At 70.3% G+C, this 16,035-nt stretch carries 16 protein-coding genes and 1 tRNA gene; 13 read left to right on the top strand and 4 right to left on the bottom strand.

Annotation, left to right across the window (positions count from 1 at the left end; all coding sequences use genetic code 11):
* Positions 1 to 3 precede the first annotated feature (3 nt).
* From CQ045_RS05660 to CQ045_RS05640, 5 genes are all read left to right on the top strand, one after another.
* Positions 4 to 945: a GNAT family N-acetyltransferase gene (locus tag CQ045_RS05660; protein ID WP_181156453.1), complete on the top strand. Its 942-nt coding sequence runs from the start codon at positions 4 to 6 to the stop codon at positions 943 to 945.
* Positions 946 to 1,003: 58 nt separating this feature from the next.
* On the top strand, positions 1,004 to 1,645 hold the full coding sequence (locus CQ045_RS05655) for an NADPH-dependent F420 reductase (protein ID WP_105721695.1): 642 nt from the start codon (positions 1,004 to 1,006) through the stop codon (positions 1,643 to 1,645).
* A gap of 129 nt (positions 1,646 to 1,774) precedes the next feature.
* Positions 1,775 to 2,428, top strand: a complete 654-nt coding sequence (locus tag CQ045_RS05650) for a GntR family transcriptional regulator (protein WP_258130964.1) — start codon at positions 1,775 to 1,777, stop codon at positions 2,426 to 2,428.
* A 111-nt stretch (positions 2,429 to 2,539) separates the two neighbouring features.
* Positions 2,540 to 2,785, top strand: a complete 246-nt coding sequence (locus tag CQ045_RS05645; RefSeq protein ID WP_105721693.1) for a hypothetical protein — start codon at positions 2,540 to 2,542, stop codon at positions 2,783 to 2,785.
* Entirely contained in the window at positions 2,785 to 3,645 is an 861-nt protein-coding gene (locus CQ045_RS05640) for a hypothetical protein (protein WP_105721692.1), read from the top strand. The genes CQ045_RS05645 and CQ045_RS05640 overlap by 1 nt, the downstream gene beginning before the upstream one ends.
* 25 nt (positions 3,646 to 3,670) lie before the next feature.
* Here CQ045_RS05640 and CQ045_RS05635 read toward each other — a convergent pair whose 3' ends face one another.
* Positions 3,671 to 4,510 (bottom strand): SDR family oxidoreductase, encoded by an 840-nt coding sequence (locus CQ045_RS05635; protein WP_105721691.1) that lies wholly within the window; start codon positions 4,508 to 4,510, stop codon positions 3,671 to 3,673.
* A gap of 130 nt (positions 4,511 to 4,640) precedes the next feature.
* On the opposite strand from CQ045_RS05635, the gene CQ045_RS05630 reads away from it, so the two are divergent.
* Both CQ045_RS05630 and CQ045_RS05625 read left to right on the top strand, forming a co-directional pair.
* Complete coding sequence (locus CQ045_RS05630; protein WP_105721690.1) at positions 4,641 to 5,225, top strand: asparagine synthase; 585 nt, start codon at positions 4,641 to 4,643, stop codon at positions 5,223 to 5,225.
* Between the two features lie 63 nt (positions 5,226 to 5,288).
* Positions 5,289 to 5,361 (top strand) — tRNA-Arg (locus CQ045_RS05625).
* A gap of 94 nt (positions 5,362 to 5,455) precedes the next feature.
* On the opposite strand, the gene CQ045_RS05620 is transcribed toward CQ045_RS05625, so the two are convergent.
* A complete protein-coding gene (locus CQ045_RS05620) occupies positions 5,456 to 6,391 on the bottom strand; it encodes a LysR family transcriptional regulator (protein WP_105721689.1) in 936 nt (311 codons plus the stop codon).
* Between the two features lie 71 nt (positions 6,392 to 6,462).
* Here CQ045_RS05620 and CQ045_RS05615 point away from each other — a divergent pair, with 71 nt between their 5' ends.
* Positions 6,463 to 8,193, top strand: a complete 1,731-nt coding sequence (locus CQ045_RS05615; RefSeq protein ID WP_105721688.1) for an L-aspartate oxidase — start codon at positions 6,463 to 6,465, stop codon at positions 8,191 to 8,193.
* Positions 8,194 to 8,268: 75 nt separating this feature from the next.
* On the opposite strand, the gene CQ045_RS05610 is transcribed toward CQ045_RS05615, so the two are convergent.
* A complete protein-coding gene (locus CQ045_RS05610; protein WP_105721687.1) occupies positions 8,269 to 8,565 on the bottom strand; it encodes a hypothetical protein in 297 nt (98 codons plus the stop codon).
* 124 nt (positions 8,566 to 8,689) lie between these two features.
* On the opposite strand from CQ045_RS05610, the gene CQ045_RS05605 reads away from it, so the two are divergent.
* From CQ045_RS05605 to CQ045_RS05585, 5 genes are all read left to right on the top strand, one after another.
* Positions 8,690 to 10,186 (top strand): L-serine ammonia-lyase, iron-sulfur-dependent, subunit alpha, encoded by a 1,497-nt coding sequence (locus CQ045_RS05605; RefSeq protein ID WP_105721686.1) that lies wholly within the window; start codon positions 8,690 to 8,692, stop codon positions 10,184 to 10,186.
* A gap of 155 nt (positions 10,187 to 10,341) precedes the next feature.
* Positions 10,342 to 11,097, top strand: coding sequence for an AAA family ATPase (locus CQ045_RS05600; protein WP_105721685.1), 756 nt, complete (start codon positions 10,342 to 10,344; stop codon positions 11,095 to 11,097).
* A gap of 47 nt (positions 11,098 to 11,144) precedes the next feature.
* Complete coding sequence (locus tag CQ045_RS05595; protein ID WP_105721684.1) at positions 11,145 to 11,741, top strand: TetR family transcriptional regulator; 597 nt, start codon at positions 11,145 to 11,147, stop codon at positions 11,739 to 11,741.
* Between the two features lie 141 nt (positions 11,742 to 11,882).
* The gene (locus CQ045_RS05590; RefSeq protein WP_219844396.1) at positions 11,883 to 12,668 is read left to right on the top strand and encodes an ABC transporter ATP-binding protein; all 786 of its coding nucleotides are present in this window, start codon (positions 11,883 to 11,885) and stop codon (positions 12,666 to 12,668) included.
* Positions 12,665 to 13,399: an ABC transporter permease gene (locus CQ045_RS05585; RefSeq protein WP_105721683.1), complete on the top strand. Its 735-nt coding sequence runs from the start codon at positions 12,665 to 12,667 to the stop codon at positions 13,397 to 13,399. The genes CQ045_RS05590 and CQ045_RS05585 overlap by 4 nt, the downstream gene beginning before the upstream one ends.
* A 22-nt stretch (positions 13,400 to 13,421) precedes the next feature.
* On the opposite strand, the gene hrpB is transcribed toward CQ045_RS05585, so the two are convergent.
* Positions 13,422 to 15,977, bottom strand: coding sequence for an ATP-dependent helicase HrpB (gene hrpB, locus CQ045_RS05580; protein WP_105721682.1), 2,556 nt, complete (start codon positions 15,975 to 15,977; stop codon positions 13,422 to 13,424).
* Positions 15,978 to 16,035 lie beyond the last annotated feature (58 nt).

The following is a 16,035-nucleotide window of genomic DNA, read 5'->3' as shown; positions in this document are numbered from 1 at the left end:
CGCATGTCCCTGCACCTGACGCCGCTGCCCGCCGAACGCTTCGACGAGTGGCGGACAGCCGCACGGCAGCGTCTCATCGACGGCAACAGGGCCTCCGGCATGCGCGTCGGGGCCGATGCCGTGGACTACGCCGACAGCTACCTCGAGGGCTTGCTGCCGGAGGGTCACGCCACTCCGACCGCCCGGATCCTGCGCATCGTCGACGATGAGGAGGGCGAGCTCGGCACGCTCTGGCTGGTCCTCAGCGGTCAGAGGCTGTTCCTCCTCGACCTCGTCGTCGGGACGGCACTGACCGATGCGCAGAACGACGGTCTGCTCGGGAGGCTCCTCGCCATCGCCGGTGACATGGGTGCCACCCAGATCGGCGCGCCGCTCTTCCCCCAGGATGCGGCCGGTCGTGCCCTCGTCGGCGGGCGCGGGTTCGAGGTCGCCTCGATACAGATGGTGATCGAGCCCCTGCCTGATCGCGAGGTCGCCCCGCACGTCCAGGTGTCGCCGATGACACCGGAGCGGTTCCCGCGCTTCCTCGAGGCGTCCGAGGAGGGATTCGCCCGGGACCTCGCCGCGTCCGGCCGGTACACGCCGGAGGGCGCGGCGGCCGAATCGCATCGTCAGATGGTGAAGGAGCTGCCGGACGGGCTGGACACCGAGGGGCAGAAGCTGTTCACGGCATCCGTCGACGGCACCGAGGTCGGCATCCTCTGGCTCGGCATGCGGGTGCGCGACGGTCGGCCGCACGCGTTCATCCTCGACATCGAGGTCGCTGCGGATCAGCGGCGCAAGGGGTACGGGCGCGAGCTCATGCATGCTGCCGAGCGCGAGGCCCGCCGGCTCGGTGCCGATTCGATCGGCCTGCACGTGTTCGGTTTCAACACGGCGGCCGTCGAGCTCTACGAGGGGCTCGGATACCGCCGCACCGAGGAGAGCCTGCTGCGCGCTCTCTGAGTTCCGGTCACGGAAGACGCGAGGGGAATAGTCCCGCGCGTCGGACGTTGGGCCCAGCATGACAACTCTCGGAATCATCGGTGCAGGACACATCGGCAGCCAGGTCGCCCGCGTGGCGGTGGCGAACGGCTATGACGTGGTGATCGCGAACTCGCGCGGACCGGAGACGCTCGCCGATCTGGTCGCCGAGCTCGGACCGCGGGCCAAGGCCGCCACTGCCGAAGACGCCGCGGCGGCGGCCGACATCGCGGTCGTCACGGTGCCGCTGCGCGCGATCGGCGAGCTCCCGGCCGAGCAGCTCGCCGGAAAGATCGTCCTCGACACCAACAACTACTACTTCGAGCGCGACGGGCACATCGAAGCCCTCGACAAGGGGGAGACCACGACCTCGGAGCTGGTGCAGCGCGCCCTTCCCACGTCGAAGATCGCGAAGGCGTTCAACCACATCTACGCATCGGAGATCACCGCCGATGCCCGCCCTGCGGGGGCTCCCGATCGGCGCGCTCTCGCCACGGCCGGGGATGACGCCGAAGCCGTCGCCTTCGTCACGCGCTTCTACGACGAGGCCGGATTCGACACCGTCAACGTCGGACCGCTCAGCGAGTCGTGGCGGGTCGAGCGCGACCGTCCGGCGTACGTGGTGAAGCAGAACTCCGATGAGCTGACCGCGAACCTCGCCCTCGCGAACCGCCTGCCCTGACCTCGACCGCCTCGGGCGGGCGAGGGATCGTGGGAACCCTCGTGCGCCCGACGGCGGCCCGGGCGTGTTGGGATACCAAAAGTTGAGGAACACCGTGGGAAGTGCGAGAATGCCCAGATGGCGGGGGCTATGGGGGCGAGCACTGAGCTCGAGTCGGTCAGGGTCACGAGGATCCTGCGCGACGACATTGTCTTGGGCCGACGGGTCCCGGGATCCCGACTGGTCGAGCGCGATATCGCGGCCGAGCTCAACGTCTCCCGCCTTCCTGTTCGCGAGGCCATCCGCACGCTCGTCGCCGAGGGCGTCGTGGTCGCTCGGCCTCGCACCTGGGCGGTGGTGCGCGAGTTCACGCACCGTGACATCCGGGACTTCGCCGAAGTGCGCGAGGCCATCGAGACCCTGATCTTCGTCTTCGCCGCCGAACGGCACGACGAGCTCGGCATCACTCGCATCCGCGATGCCTACGAGCGCGAACTCGAGGCCGCCCGCACCGGAGACTCGGAGTCGGCGCGGATCGCGGCGGCGGAGTTCCACGAGATCGCCGTCGAGCTCGCGGCGAACGAGATGCTGGGCGAGCTCATCGCAGTCTTCCTCACCCGTCTGCGATGGTTGTTCGGCCAGCACGACGATCTGCTCGCGATGGCGGACGAGCATCGCATCATCCTCGAGGCGATGGAGGCGCGCGACACCGACGCGCTGCGACGGATCGTCCCGGCCCACCTCGCCAGCGGCCAGTCCGCCGCCGAACGACGACTCGCCGACGGCAGCGACCTGGTGGTCTGACCGCCTCGGCCCTGTGTCGCGCGCAGTCGGGGGACAACGGCGGCACCTCCGGTTGTATATTGGTGCGATCGGAGTGGGTCCGGAACTGTTGCGCTGTCCTGGGGGAGCGAGATGCGGAATCTTGCTGTCGCGGTCGGATGCCTGTTGCTTCTCGGCGGAGTCGCGCTCGTCGCGATCGCCGATCAGGAGCGTCTGACGGCGATCGCCGCGGTCAAGGCGGAGATCGTGCGGGTCGAGCGTGCCCTGGACGAGTCCCGCGGCGAGAACCTCGCGTTGGCGGAGAAGCTCACGGCGCTGCGCTCGCAACTCGCTGAACAGGATGCGGAGATCGCCGACACGACGGGGTTCCTGCAGTGATGCGGCGTGCGCTGGCGGTGGCGGTCGCGGCATCGGTCCTGCTGGCCGCCGGGGTGTACGCCAGGGCGAACGGTCTCGAACAGGAGCGCGCGTCCGCCGTGGCCGAACTGCGTGCTCTGACCGACCAGTATCACGACGCCGGCCAGCGCACCGACTATCTGGACGGAGCCGTCGCACGGGCCGAGCGGGACACAGCGGACCGAGCATCCGTGCTCGCGGTCCGTCCGGCGTTCCTCACCGAGATCGCTGCCTTGGGCACCGCGCTCGAGCGTGCGAAGGGGATGGTCGACACCTCCGCGCATCTGGCTTCGGCGCTCTCGGCGCAGCAGACCGTGCTGGCCGAGAAGGTGAACCCCGACACGGTGACGGCGGCCACCGCGACGGTCCACGCACTGGTGGACAAGGTCGGAACCGAGGTCGCGTCCTGGCAGGCGGCGCAGAGCTCCGGACCCGGCGGTCCCGCCTGGTCGACGAGCGGCCCGGACGGATACGCGCGCGTGCGAGCCGCACTCGATCTCGTCGGCGGCGGCGGAGTCGGGCTGTACGAATCATCGTCCTGTGCCGGCGGCAACGCCCCGGCCTGCGCCAACAGCAACGGGTACATCAAGTACCGCGCCGACATCGTGAACTGGAGCTCCGGCCGGTTGAACTGGGCGATGGCGCACGAACTCGCGCACATCTATCAGTTCCGGGTGTGGGGGGCCCTCACGTCGTCCGGTGCGTACGGGGCGCTGTTCGGCAACGATCCGGAGTTCCTCGCCAACTGCATGGCGGTCGTCCGGGGCTATCCGGGCTCGGTCGGCTGCAACGGCGAGCAGCAGGCGTGGGCCTCGGGCATCTGGGTCGGCGCGGTCCGCTGACTCCGGCCCCAGGTGCCGTGACGACTCACCGCGCGGGCGTCGTCGTGTCGATCGCCTCCCGCAGCGGGCGCCGCATCACCCGCCAATACGACGAGGGCGCGAGCCGCGTGAGCACATCGATCAGTCGGGCCTCGCGTCCGACCATCGTGCGGGCCGCCCGTCGCTCGGTCGCCCGCACGATGCGCGCAGCGGCCTCCGCGGGCTCCGTGTGGTACATCGCGGCCTGCGCCTCCGCGGCACGAGCGGCGACGGAGGGGTCGATCGCCGCCGCGTATCGGCCGTGCAGGATGATGCCGGTGCGCACGCCGGCAGGGTAGACGGCGCCGACGCTGACCGATGTCCCTTCGAGCTCGTGCCGCAGCGCTTCGGAGAAGGCCCGTACGGCGAACTTGCTCATCGCGTAGGGGATCCGCCCCGCCGGAGCGGCCAGGGCGTAGACGCTCGCGAGGTGCGTGATGTGAGCGGCCGGAGCGGCGCGGAGTGCAGGAAGCAGAGCTTTGGTGATGGACACGGTGCCCCAGAGGTTCACGTCGGTGAGCCAGCGCATCTCCTCCATCGTGAGCTGGTCGAGGTCGCCGAGCATCGAGGAGCCGGCGCACGTGATCAGGGCGTTGATCTGCGGATGCGCCTCGCCGATCTCGGCGGCTGCGGTGAACACGGCGTCGTCGTCGCGGAGGTCGACGATGTGCGTGGTCACCCGCGTGCCGCCGAGCTCCGCGGCGACGGACGCGAGCGCTGCGCCGTCGTGATCGAGGAGGGCGAGGTGCGTGCCTCGGGCGGCCAGCAGGCGGGCGATGTCGGCGCCCATGCCGTTCGCGGCTCCGGTGATCACGGTGGTGCTGCCGGCGAGATCGAGGTGTTTCATGAGTCTCCTGCGGCGCGCGATCCGGGGGCGAACCCGCGGATGTCTGAGGGGTGGGGCAAGCTGATTCCGAACCATTCTGGCCGACACCGGGCCGCAGTGATACCGGTACGCTCGAGGAGAGGAGGTACCGGTGGGACGGACAGCGGATGCCATCGCCGAAGGCGTCGCGATCGCGACCGCTGCGGCGCGCCTCGCCGTGAAGAACCACATCCTCATCGGCACCATCGCCGAAGACGGGGTCTTCGACATGGACAAGTACATCGACGACGCGCGTGAGGCGCTTCGAGCGATGGCCGAAGAAGCGGAAGAGGCAGCCGCCACGGTCACTGCGCTGCGCAAGCGGGCCCGAGGCCGGCACTCCGATCCGGTGGGCACCCACGACTACCGTGACCGCGACGTGCGCAACCTCCGTCGGCGAGCCAAGCAGTCCACCGGGGTCGCCGTGCGACTGCGCGAGATGATGCAGGACCGGGAGCGTCTCGCCGAGATCGTCGAGGAGGCCAGAGACGCGGCATGGGCCGACGTGCGTCACAACCTCGACCGACGGCTGCGGGTCGAGGGCATGCGTCCCGAGCAGGATCCTGACTACGGCCGCATGCGCGAAGCGCGGATGCAGGCGCTGCGACTCGTCGATCTGCAGGCTCTCTCGTCCGAACAGAGAGCGAAGGCGAAGCGTCGGAAGAAGCAGCAGAAAGCCGCCGCAGCGGAGGGCTGAGCCTCGTTTCGCTTTCGCGTCGGGACTGTTGTAGGCTGTTCCACGGCCCGCTGAGCGGGCTGGGCGCCCGTAGCTCAATGGATAGAGCATCTGACTACGGATCAGAAGGTTAGGGGTTCGAGTCCCTTCGGGCGCACACTGTGTTGAGACAGTACAGAAACCCCCGTCGCGAAAGCGGCGGGGGTTTCTGCTCTCCCAGATCCCTGTCTCGAGGCGCTGGTCGATGCCGGCTAGAGAAGGCTCGTGATCGCGGGGTCGCGGTCGGCCACCTCGGCGGCGGTCGACAGGATGGCCTGACGCATCGCCGCGACGGCGACGGCGGGAGTGACATCCGCACGGTGAGCAAGGCTCACGGTGCGGGTCATCATCGGGTGCGTCAACCGCACTGACCGAAGGGCCGGGCGATCGAGCAGCACCATCGCCGGAACCACCGCGACGCCGACACCTCGCTCGACGAAGCGCAGGACCGCATCCATCTCGGCGCCCTCGAGCACGTGCGTGGGCCGGAGCCCCTCCGCGCGGAAGGCGGCATCCGTCGTCGCGCGGAGCTCGTAGGTCTCGTCGAGCGCGATGAGCGGGAGGGTGGCGAGGTGGTGCACGGTCATCGACGCCGAGGACGACACCGGCGGTTCGGTCGCGGCGGAGACGACCACGAGCTCCTCGGTGAGCAGCGGCGTCCGCGTGAGGCTGAATCCCGAGGGGGGAGGGCCGTCGGATTCCGTGATGAGTGCGATGTCGACCGCGCCGACGGCGAGCTGCTCGACGAGCCGGCGGGAGCCGCTCTCGGTCAGATGCAGGTCGACGCCGGGGTGGGCGGAGTGGAACGACCGGATCGCCTCGGCGACGAGACTGATGCACAGGGTGGGCGGCGCCCCCAGGCGCACGCGTCCACGGCGGAGTCCGGCCAGCTCGCCCATCTCGTCGCGGATGGCGTCCGCTTCGGCGAGCATGCGCTGTGCACGGGGGAGGAGTGTCTCGCCGGCAGCGGTGAGGGCGATGTGGCCGCGAGCACGGTGGAAGAGCTCGGCACCGAGTTCGCGCTCGAGCGTGGAGATCTGACGGCTCAACGACGGTTGTGCCAGGTGCAGGTGCTCAGAGGCGCGGGTGAAGTGTCCGAGTCGGGCGACTTCGACGAACCCGCGGAGCTGCTCGAGGTTCATGGCCATAGCCTAGCCGCATCGTTTCCAGGCAAACTATGCATTGGAGTAATTAGGGTGACCTAACTACCGTTGACCGCATGGCTACGCGCGAACGACAGATATCCACCACCGTCCTCGTCATCGGCACCGGCGGATCCGGGCTGCGGGCGGCGATCGAGATCGCCGAACACGGCGTCGACGTCCTCGCCGTCGGCAAACGCCCACGGCAGGACGCGCACACCTCGCTCGCGGCCGGCGGCATCAACGCGGCCCTCGGCACGATGGATGCCGACGACAGCTGGCAGCAGCACGCCGCCGACACGATCAAGGAGAGCTATCTGCTCGCCAACCCGCACACCGTCGAGATCGTCACGCAGGGTGCCGAGCGCGGCATCCGTGACCTCGAGCGCTGGGGCATGGACTTCGCCCGCGAAGACGACGGTCGCATCTCGCAGCGCTTCTTCGGCGCCCACACCTTCCGCCGCACGGCGTTCGCCGGTGACTACACAGGCCTCGAGATCCAGCGCACGCTGGTGCGCAAGGCCGAGCAGCTCGAGGTGCCCATCCTCGATCACGTCTACATCACCCGTCTGCTCGTGCGTGACAACGTCGTGTTCGGCGCCTACGGCTTCGACCAGGCGGACGGCACCCGTTACCTGATCCATGCGGACGCCGTGATCCTGGCCGCCGGCGGACACAACCGCATCTGGCGTCGCACGTCGTCCCGTCGCGACGAGAACACCGGCGACTCCTTCCGCCTCGCGGTCGACGCCGGTGCACGCCTGCGCGACCCCGAGCTCGTGCAGTTTCACCCGTCCGGGATCATCGAGCCGGAGAGTGCCGCGGGAACCCTGATCTCCGAGGCCGCACGCGGGGAGGGCGGCATCCTGCGCAACGCGCTCGGCGAGCGGTTCATGGCGAAGTACGACCCGGAGCGCATGGAGCTGTCGACCCGCGACCGTGTCGCGCTCGCCGCGTACACCGAGATCCAGGAAGGACGCGGCACCGAGAACGGCGGTGTCTGGCTCGACGTGTCGCACCTGCCGCGCGAGACGATCATGACCCGTCTGCCCCGCGTCTATCAGACGATGATGGAGCTGCAGATGCTCGATATCACGACCGACCCGATCGAGATCGCCCCCACCGCGCACTACTCGATGGGTGGGGTCTGGGTGCGTCCCGAGGATCACCAGACCGATGTCGACGGGCTCTACGCGATCGGCGAGGCGTCCAGCGGGCTGCACGGCGCGAACCGCCTCGGCGGCAACTCGCTGATCGAGCTGCTCGTGTACGGGCGCATCGTCGGACAGGCGGCGATGGAGCATGCGGCCGGTCTCGATGCGCAGCGTCGGTCGGCGGCGGCGGTGGCCGAGGCGCGCGCGGAGATCGACGACCTGCTCGCCGCCGAGGGGCGTGAGAACGTGCGCGCCCTGCAGCGGGCGATCCGCAACCTCATGACCGAGTACGCCGGTGTGGTGCGCTCGGAGGAGGGGCTGCTCGCCGGCCTCGCCGACCTCGACATGATCGAGGGGCGCATGGAGGACATCGGCATCCACCCCGATATCGCCGGGTTCCAGGACCTCGCTCACGCGTTCGACCTCAAGGCCTCGGCGCTCGCCGCCCGTGCCACGCTCGAGGCGGCGCTAGAGCGACGGGAGACTCGCGGATGCCACAACCGCAGCGACTTTCCCGACAGCGATCCGACCCTGCAGGTGAACCTGGTGTGGTCGCCGAAGGACGGCGTGACCCGCGAAGCGATCCCGGAGATCTCGTCCGAGATCGCCGAGCTCATGCGCGAGGTCGACACCGCCGGCAAGCTCGTCGAGTAGGCCTCGCCGAGACCCTGCCCTGCTCATGTCTGCAGGGCGGGGTCTCGACGGTCTCCCGGGGTCTCAGTGAGAAGCTCAGCCGGCCTGCGGCTCCTCGGTGTCGACCACACCGATGCCGACGGCTTCATGGTCGGGCTCGGGCTCCTCGCGTTTCGGAGCCTTGGGCTCCTCACCCGGATCCTTCTCGGTGCTCGGCTCCTGGAGCTCCTCGGTGTCGGGCACCTCGCTCGGGTCGGCGTCTTCGGGTGACTCGGCCTCGGCCGGAGTCGTGACCTCGCCCTCGCTCGTGTCCGAGGCCGGTGTGGGGGTCGGCGTCTGCGCCTCGGGCGAGGGCTCTTCGGTGGGCTCCGGTTCGGGAGTGCTGTTCGTCATGATGCCCCTTTCGGCGATGTCGTCCGATCAGGATGCCCGGGCCGCGCACCGGACTGAAGGGGCTTGACGAGGCGCCGGTTAACCGCGGTGAACCGGCGCGCACGATGCGGCGTAGCCTTGAGGGGTGACAGCGTACGTCTCGGCATTCGACCTCTTCTCCATCGGAGTGGGGCCTTCGAGCTCCCACACGGTCGGACCGATGCGAGCCGCTCTCGACTTCGCACGACGACTCACCGCCACCGGGGTGCTCTCGCAGGTGGTCCGCGTCGGCAGCACGTTGTACGGGTCGCTCGGGGCGACGGGCATCGGTCACGGCACACCGGATGCGGTCGTGGCCGGGCTCCGCGGACTCTCGCCGGAAGCGTGCGACCCGGGGGACGTGCGGTCGGCATGGACGGACTTCCCGGAGGGCGGGATGCTGTCGATCGACGGCGCGCAGGATGTCCCGTTCGCGAAGGCCGACATCGTCTTCGCCCCGCGCACGCGACTCCCCGGTCACCCGAACGCGATGACGCTCACGGCCTGGGCCGCCGACGGCGCGGTGGTCGCCGAGGAGACCTACTACTCGATCGGCGGAGGCTTCATCCGGCGCGACGGCGAAGAAGCCGAGCTCACGACGGCGGGATTCCCCTACTCGTTCACGGATGCCGCCTCACTGCTCGCCCTGTGCGATGAACACGGACTCTCGATCGCCGAGGTCGCGCGTCTCAACGAGACCTCGCTGCGCAGCGAGGAGGAGGTCGCATCCGGGCTCGACGCGATCTGGGATGCGATGTCGGGGTGCGTCGACGCCGGACTCCACGCCGATGGCACCCTTCCCGGCATCCTCAAGGTCAAGCGGCGGGCCGGCGTGATCCGCGGCCAGCTCGAAGAGGTCGAGGCCGACGGGCATCGTGAGCTTCCGGGTGAGTGGCTCGGCGCCTTCGCGCTGGCGGTCAACGAAGAGAACGCCGCGGGCGGGAGAGTCGTCACGGCGCCGACGAACGGCGCCGCCGGCATCCTCCCTGCGGTGGCGATGTACTGGTGGCGGTTCCTCGCCGATTCCGGGCTCGGGGCCGGGAACGCGGTCACTCCGTACGGCGAGCTCGTCGGCAGTGCGCTCCTGGGATTCGAGTCCGACGTGCGGGCGGTGAGCGACGGGAGTGAGCTCGACGAGGAGCAGACCGCCGAGGCGAACCGTCGCCGCGGCATCCGTCGTTTCCTGCTGACCGCGACGGCCCTCGGGTCGCTGTTCAAGGCCAACGCGTCGATCTCCGGAGCGGAGGGAGGATGCCAGGCCGAGGTCGGCTCCGCCTGCGCCATGGCGGCCGGCGGCCTCACCGCGGTGATGGGTGGCACGAACAGGCAGATCGAGAACGCCGCCGAGATCGCGATGGAGCACCACCTCGGTCTCACCTGCGACCCGATCGGCGGGCTCGTGCAGATCCCGTGCATCGAACGCAACGCGATCGCCGCCTCCACGGCCGTGACCGCCGCACGCCTCGCCCTGCGCGGCGACGGCAGCCACTACGTCTCGCTGGATGCCGTCGTCGAGACGATGCGCCAGACCGGGGCGGACATGTCGACGAAGTACAAGGAGACCAGCGAGGGCGGCCTCGCGGTCAACGTCATCGAGTGCTGACGGTCCGGACTCCGTTCCGGGCCGAACCGCCCCTCTGCGTGTGAGCCACCCCTCTGCGTACGCACGCAGAGGGGTGGCTCACGCAGAAGGGGGTGGCTCGACCGTGTCCGAGGATGCCGGTAGCCTCCACGAGACGACACGCGCGGAGGAGCACGATGGATGAGTTCTGGGAGCCGACCTCCCGCCGCCGACGCCAGCAACCCGTCGTGGCGGTGCGCCCGAACGACGACGCCCCGACGGGGGGAGAAGAGTGGCCGACCACCATCCCGGCCGTCGCCCAGGTGCTTCGCGAGGGGATCGACCTCGACCCCGGGGTCACGTTCCTCGTGGGCGAGAACGGCAGCGGCAAGTCGACCCTGGTCGAGGGCGTCGCGATCGCGTACGGACTCTCGCCGGAGGGTGGCTCCCGCCAGGCCAGGCACACGACACGTGCGACCGAATCGCCGCTGTCGGAGTGGCTGCGGCTGCAGCGCGGCGTGGGTGCCAGCCGGTGGGGATTCTTCCTGCGAGCCGAGACGATGCACTCGTTCTACACCTACCTCGAAGACAACCCGTCGATGAGCGCGCCCGATGTGCCGTTCCACGAGATGAGTCACGGGGAGTCGTTCCTCGCACTGCTGGAGAGCCGCTTCGACGAGCCCGGCTTCTACTGTCTCGACGAGCCGGAGGCGGCGCTGTCGTTCAACTCCACGCTCGCGCTGATCGCCGTGCTCCGCCGCATCGCCGACGAGGGTGGCCAGGTGCTGTGCGCGACGCATTCGCCGGTGCTGGCAGCTCTTCCCGGGGCGAAGATCCTCGAGGTCGGGGAGTGGGGCGTCCGCCCGGCCGAGTGGAGCGACCTCGAGATCGTGAACCACTGGCGCTCGTTCCTCGAGCATCCGAAACGCTACCTCCGCCATCTGCTCGACTGAGCCCGGCTCGAGATCGGTCGTCCGCAGCGGGTCGTAGGCTGGCGGGCATGACCGAGCAGAAGCCACCGCGTCGGCGAGGGCGCCCGAGGGGCGGCTCCGACTCGCGAGCGCGCATCATCGCGGCGGCGGTCGACGACTTCGGTGAGAAGGGGTACGACGCGGCGACGATCCGTTCGATCGCCGCCCGGGCCGGTGTGGACTCCGCGCTCGTGCACCACTACTTCGGAACCAAGGCCGACCTCTTCGCCGAGGCGGTCGGCATCCCCCTGCGGCCGGACGTCGACGTCCCGGGGATCCTCGCCGGGCCCCGTGACGAGATCGGTGAGCGGCTGATCCGCTACGTGCTCGAGTCGTTCGAGCAGCCCGAGGTGCGGCGGCGCGGAGTCATGCTGCTGCGCACCGCGATCGGCAGTCGGCTCACGACACCGCTGCTGGCGGGCTTCCTCTCGCGCGAGCTCCTCTCCCGCGTCGCGCGGAGCCTCGACGTGGACGACGCCGATCTGCGCGCATCCCTCGTCGCCTCGCAGATCGCCGGCATGCTGATCACCCGCTATGTGCTGCGGCTCCCGGCGCTCGCCGCCGCGTCGGTCGACGAGCTCGTCGACCGCGTCGGCCCGACCGTGCAGCGTTACCTCTTCGACTGACCCGGACGACGGCTCCCACCCCGCCCACCGACCCCGCCGCCGTTCCGCGCGATATCGGAGTTCCGTGCCGACTCCGACATCGTGCGGGTCGCGGTGCGGATCCCGTTGACCTGGCCACGTCGCAGGCGCATAATTCATCACATGATGAATAAATCGGCTGTGGAGATCTCGCAGCTGCGCGTGCGCCGCGGAGCCGTGCACGTGTTCGACGGGATCGACCTCGCAGTCCCCCGCGGACAGATCACCGGTCTGCTCGGGCCTTCGGGATGCGGCAAGACCACCCTCATGCGGTCGATCGTCGGAGTGCAGAAGATCGCTTCGGGCGACGTGACGGTGTTGGGGGAGCCGGGTGGCTCACGCCGGCTGCGGCACCGTGTGGCGTATGGCACGCAGGGGGCATCGGTCTACGGCGACCTCAGCGTGCGCGAGAACCTCTCGTACTTCGCGTCGCTCCTGAAAGCGCCGAAGGGTGATGTCGAGCGGGTCATCGACGAGGTCGGTCTCGGCCCGCAGGCGGGACAGCTCGTCGACTCGCTGAGCGGTGGGCAGGCGACACGGGTGTCGCTCGCCGTCGCGTTGATCGGCTCCCCCGAACTCGTCGTGCTGGATGAGCCGACGGTCGGGCTCGACCCCGTGCTGCGGGCCGAGGTGTGGGCCCTGTTCCGGCGGCTCGCCGAACGGGGCGTCACGCTCATCGTTTCGAGCCATGTGATGGACGAGGCCGTGCGCTGCGACCGACTGCTGTTGATGCGCGAGGGGCGGATCATCGCCGACACGACTCCGGCCTCGCTCCTCGCCGACACCGGCACGGCCGACGCCGAAGCGGCATTCCTGGCGCTGATCGAGCGCGACCGCGCGGCCGGCGGCGGGGATACGCGGCGATCGCGCCGAGAAGCGCGCGGCCAGCACGAGGAGGCCGGCGAATGAACGGCCGCCGGATGCTCGCCACCTCCGGCCGCGTGCTCGCCCAGCTGCGGCACGACCCGCGGTCGATCGCCCTGATGCTCGTGGCACCGAGTCTGCTGGTCGGCCTCTTCGCGTGGCTGTTCAGCGACCAGGAGGGCGTCTTCGACCAGTTCGGCGGTGCGATCCTGGCACTGTTCCCGTTCATCGTGATGTTCCTCATCACGTCGATCACCACTCTGCGCGAGCGCCGATCGGGGACGCTGGAACGGCTGATGACGACACCCCTCGAGAAAGCCGACTTCATCCTCGGCTACGCGCTCGCGTTCGGACTGATGGCCCTGCTCCAGGCGGTGATCACCGTGTCGTTCGCGGTCGGGGTGTGCGGACTCGACGTCGACGGTCCGCTGTGGCAGCTGGGCCTGGTCGCGGTCGTGGATGCGCTTCTCGGCACGGCTCTCGGACTGCTCGCGAGCGCCTTCGCGCAGACCGAGTTCCAGGCGGTGCAGTTCATGCCGCTGCTGGTGTTCCCGCAGATCATCCTCGGCGGCCTCTTCATGCCGCGCGACCAGATGCCCGACGTGCTGCACGCCATCTCGGACTGGCTGCCGCTGAGCTACGCGATCGACACCATCAACGCCGTCGCCGCGGGGGACGAGGGCTGGGACGTGTTCGGTCCGCTGCTGATCGTCGTGGCCTTCGCTGTGGGGGCCCTGGTGCTCGCGTCGCTGACGCTGCGGCGACGCACGCGCTGAATCCGAGGGCCAGGGTCGCCACTCAGCGCGCGGCGCGGTTCTTGGTGTGCTTGGTCGGTGCGGCGGCCCACGGATCCTCGGGCCATGGATGCCGGGGGTAGCGCCCGCGCATCTCGGCGCGCACCTGAGCGTAGGGACCGGACCAGAAGGAGGCGAGGTCGTCGGTGACCGCGAGCGGACGCCCCGCGGGGGACAGGAGGTGGAACAGGACCGGTACCCGCCCGTCGACGAGCCGGGGCGTCTCCGCCCAGCCGAAGCACTCCTGCAGCTTCACGGCGACGACAGGCCGTGCACTCGGGTCGCCGTCGGGTTCCGGGTAGATGATGCGGACACGGGATCCGCTGGGGACTTCGAGGCGTTCCGGCACGAGCTCATCGAGGCCCGCTGCTTCAGGCCACGGCAGCAGACGGCGAAGAGGTGAGGCCAGTTCCACCCGTGCCGCGGGGGTGCCGGAAGCAAGGCGATCGAGCTCGGGTGCCAGCCACACGTCGAGGGTCTCGACCAGTCCGGCATCCGACACATCGGGCCAGGGGGCCCCGAGCTCCCGCCGCAGCAGAGCCAGCCGACGGCGCAGGGCGCCTGCGGTGTCGGACCAGGTGAACATGCCGAGCCCGTCGCGGCGGAGCGCGCGGCGCACGGCATCGCGGCCTTCCTGTGCCGATGCCTTCACGGGTGCAGAGGACCGCAGGATCGCGCCGACCCGGCGCTCGCGCCGAGCCTGGACCCGCCCTCCGGCGAGCTCCGCCTCGACACGGTCGGTCATCAGATGGCTCGCGGCGTGCTCCATCTGCGCTTCGGTGAGAACCGCGGCGGCGCGGATGATCGCACCGGACCCGGCCGTCGCGCGTCCGGAGGCGCGCGCGACATCGGCGACCGCGACCCATTCGACCGCGGCGAGCGAACCCCGCAACCCCGCCCTGGTCCCGGACGCCAAGAGGAACGTCGCTCCCTCGGCGGTGCGCTCGACGCGGTGGGCGATCCGCTCGGGGAAGGCCAGCGCGATCACGAGGCCGACGCCGTCGAGATCCGAGCGGACGCTGGGCGTCGGACGGACCATGCGCTCGAGACGATTCGCATCGTCGCGCCAGCGGCGGGATTCCGGCGTTCGTCCGCCGCGCAGCGCGACGAGTGCCTGCGCCACGTCGGCCTCGGGGACCCGCAGGTCGCCCCCCAGCAGCGCGACGACCTCGGCTGCGAGCCGGCTGCCCACCGCCGGACTGCCGTCGCGGAGAGCACGGGCGAGCCGCGGATCGGTGGGAATGCGTGCCAGGACACGACCCTCCGCAGTGGCGCGACCGTCGTCGTCGATGGCTCCGAGACCGCGAAGCACCGCGAGGGCATCGGCCAGGTTCTCGGCGGGCAGCGGGTCGATCATCCGCAGTCCGGTCCCGCTCGGGGCGCCCCAGCACGCGAGCAGCAGTGCGGCATCCGCGAGGTCGATCACGGCGATCTCGGGGACCGGGCGGGCAGGAGCGGCCGCATAGGTGCGCTCGTCGACGCAGCGGATCACGGCGCCGGGGCCCTGGCGGGTGGCGCGGCCCGCGCGCTGCACGCACGACGAGCGGGAGGCTGCGCTGGTGACCAAGCCGGTCATGCCGCGGGCGGCGTCGCGCTGCGGATGCCGCGACAGGCAGGTGTCCACGACCAGACGCACCCCCGGCACCGTGAGCGACGACTCCGCGAGAGAGGTCGTGACGATGATGCGTGGCAGGTCCTGCGACGTGCGGCCGCGGATCACCGCATCCTGCTCCGCCGGGGGGATCTGGCCGTGGAGCTCCCGCACATCGAACCCGTCGCTCGCGGCGCGGACGCGGCGGGCGATCTCCGCCACCTCGCGGGCGCCGGGTGCGAAGACCAGCACGTCGGCCTGCGGGTCTTCGCGGATCAGATCCAGGGCCGCGGATGTCGTGACGCTCGCGACGTGGTCGAGGAACCCCCAGGTGACTCCGCGCTCATCGAGGCGCGGCACGGGGCTCGGAGCCCAGCGCTCGGTAAGCGGGAAGGCGGCGACGTCATGGTCGACGATCGGCGCGGGAAGCTCCTCCGTGCCGATCACGGCGGCGATGCGCGCCGCGTCGAGGGTGGCGGACATGGCGATGACCACGAGGTCGTCCCGCAGCTCGCGCACCTCCGAGAGCAGGCCGATCAGCAGGTCGGTCTCGAGCGCGCGCTCGTGCACCTCGTCGATGATCACGGCATCCACACCGTCGAGTCCTGGGTCGTCGAGCATGCGCCGCAGGAGCACGCCGGCCGTGACGAACTCGACCTGTGTCGCAGACCCCGCGGAGCGCTCGCCGCGGACGGTGAAGCCCACGCGTGAGCCGAGTGGAGAGCCGTCGAGGTGGGCGAGGCGGCGGGCTGCGGCGCGGGCGGCGACACGGCGAGGCTGGGTGACGATCACCCGACCGGTGGACCGCGATGCCACGAGCGGGGGCACGAGTGTGGTCTTGCCCGTGCCCGGTGGTGCGGTCACCACCACCGACCCGCTCGCATCGAGCGCTGCGGAGAGCTCGTCGAGGGCAGCCGCGAAAGAGAGGCCCGCGCCGATGACGTCGAGGTCGAAAGCGGCGGGCGTCATCCGTCCAGTCTGCCTGGTCGGGTCGACCCCCGGAATCGTCCACAACGCGGGAACCCGG

The sequence above is a fragment of the Microbacterium sp. MYb66 genome, assembly GCF_002979435.1.
Taxonomy (GTDB): Bacteria; Actinomycetota; Actinomycetes; order Actinomycetales; family Microbacteriaceae; genus Microbacterium.
Note: the sequence above shows the minus strand (reverse complement) of the source record. Positions and strands in the feature narration are given on the sequence as shown.

Excerpts from the sequence above, each read along its gene's own strand:
- CQ045_RS05655 (WP_105721695.1), top strand. The coding sequence starts at position 1,004 with ATGACAACTCTCGGAATCATCGGTGCAGGACACATCGGCAGCCAGGTC.
- CQ045_RS05620 (WP_105721689.1), bottom strand. The coding sequence starts at position 6,391 with ATGGCCATGAACCTCGAGCAGCTCCGCGGGTTCGTCGAAGTCGCCCGA.
- CQ045_RS05615 (WP_105721688.1), top strand. The coding sequence starts at position 6,463 with ATGGCTACGCGCGAACGACAGATATCCACCACCGTCCTCGTCATCGGC.
- CQ045_RS05660 (WP_181156453.1), top strand. The coding sequence starts at position 4 with ATGTCCCTGCACCTGACGCCGCTGCCCGCCGAACGCTTCGACGAGTGG.
- CQ045_RS05640 (WP_105721692.1), top strand. The coding sequence starts at position 2,785 with ATGCGGCGTGCGCTGGCGGTGGCGGTCGCGGCATCGGTCCTGCTGGCC.
- CQ045_RS05600 (WP_105721685.1), top strand. The coding sequence starts at position 10,342 with ATGGATGAGTTCTGGGAGCCGACCTCCCGCCGCCGACGCCAGCAACCC.
- CQ045_RS05590 (WP_219844396.1), top strand. The coding sequence starts at position 11,883 with ATGATGAATAAATCGGCTGTGGAGATCTCGCAGCTGCGCGTGCGCCGC.
- CQ045_RS05635 (WP_105721691.1), bottom strand. The coding sequence starts at position 4,510 with ATGAAACACCTCGATCTCGCCGGCAGCACCACCGTGATCACCGGAGCC.
- CQ045_RS05595 (WP_105721684.1), top strand. The coding sequence starts at position 11,145 with ATGACCGAGCAGAAGCCACCGCGTCGGCGAGGGCGCCCGAGGGGCGGC.
- CQ045_RS05585 (WP_105721683.1), top strand. The coding sequence starts at position 12,665 with ATGAACGGCCGCCGGATGCTCGCCACCTCCGGCCGCGTGCTCGCCCAG.
- CQ045_RS05610 (WP_105721687.1), bottom strand. The coding sequence starts at position 8,565 with ATGACGAACAGCACTCCCGAACCGGAGCCCACCGAAGAGCCCTCGCCC.
- CQ045_RS05645 (WP_105721693.1), top strand. The coding sequence starts at position 2,540 with ATGCGGAATCTTGCTGTCGCGGTCGGATGCCTGTTGCTTCTCGGCGGA.
- hrpB (WP_105721682.1), bottom strand. The coding sequence starts at position 15,977 with ATGACGCCCGCCGCTTTCGACCTCGACGTCATCGGCGCGGGCCTCTCT.
- CQ045_RS05650 (WP_258130964.1), top strand. The coding sequence starts at position 1,775 with ATGGGGGCGAGCACTGAGCTCGAGTCGGTCAGGGTCACGAGGATCCTG.